The sequence below is a fragment of the Microcoleus sp. Pol12B3 genome (genome assembly GCF_036701355.1).
Classification (GTDB): domain Bacteria; phylum Cyanobacteriota; class Cyanobacteriia; order Cyanobacteriales; family Microcoleaceae; genus Microcoleus.
The window spans coordinates 1-1,107 of the sequence record NZ_JAUBQS010000172.1 but is presented as its reverse complement, the minus strand read 5'-3'; the positions used below and the strand labels follow the sequence as shown (position 1 = coordinate 1,107).

1 protein-coding gene is annotated in these 1,107 nt (G+C 47.1%); it reads left to right on the top strand.

Translation table 11 applies throughout. The annotated features are described in order from the left end of the window. The coding region (locus QUA53_RS29050; protein ID WP_445305004.1) for a calcium-binding protein at positions 1-1,107 on the top strand (1,107 nt) is incomplete at both ends.

Below are 1,107 nucleotides of genomic sequence, written 5' to 3'. Positions count from 1 at the left end.
ACCAGAATCAGCCCAATCTTTAGTTAAAGCCGCCCTTTCTCTCCCCGCTGATGTTGACCTGACTAGCTTAGACCCTATCTTAGCCACCAACAACAACCAACCCGGTGGAGTCGAAGTCTTAGCCGCAATGGTGAAAGTCCAAAACTTCATCACCCAAACTGCCGCTTTGATTGACGGTGCATCCAGTGCAGTCAATACCGATATTGTCAAAGCTGTTGTCAGTTCAATTACGGCTCAAATTCAATCCGGTACAGTCTTAAACCTCAGCAATCCAGCAGCCTTAGAACCAATCATTCAGCAAGCAGCCGCGAAAATCCAGCAAATAGACCCCAGTTTCAACAGTCAACAACTCAGCCCTATTACATCGCAATCCGCGACAGTAATGGCAACAGCCAATCAACGCATTGATGCGGCTGTCTCCAACCCAACAGCAACATCAATTCCTGAATCACTTGCCCGCCTCCAACAAGTAGCCTTGGGCCCAACCACTCAAGACTTCAAAGAAGTTGGTACAGGAAATAAACCTATTTCCCAGGTAGTTGCTGACAATACTGGTACTGTTTTAGATAGCAGAATTGAAGCTGTAATATTGCCGACTGGGATTGCAACTCCTGTTGTCAGCGGCGATGCTGATTTGGGCAGCAATTCCCCGGATGCAATTCTCGGTACCAATGGCGACGATATCCTGACTGGCGACAGCGGGAATAATGTGTTGATGGGCATGAGGGGCAATGATTCCCTCGATGGAGTTCTGGGGAATGACACTATTTTCGGTGGCAAAGGTAGCGATACAATCCTGGGAAGTAGCGGTGATGATGTCTTATTTGGCAACCGTGGTGCTGACATTTTGAATGGCGATGATGGTAATGATATTCTTTACGGAGGTAAGGGCGATGATTTGCTGAATGGCGGTTTGGGAATCGATACTTTGGTAGGAGGAATGGGAGTAGATAAATTCCTACTCTCTACGAATTCCGGTACTGATACGATTACTGATTTTGAAGTCGGTAAGGACTTGTTAGTATTGGGTAACGGGTTGAGTTTCTCGCAATTGGCGATTGCTCAAGATAGCGGTGCAACTTTAATCCGGTTGGCACAAACAGGGGA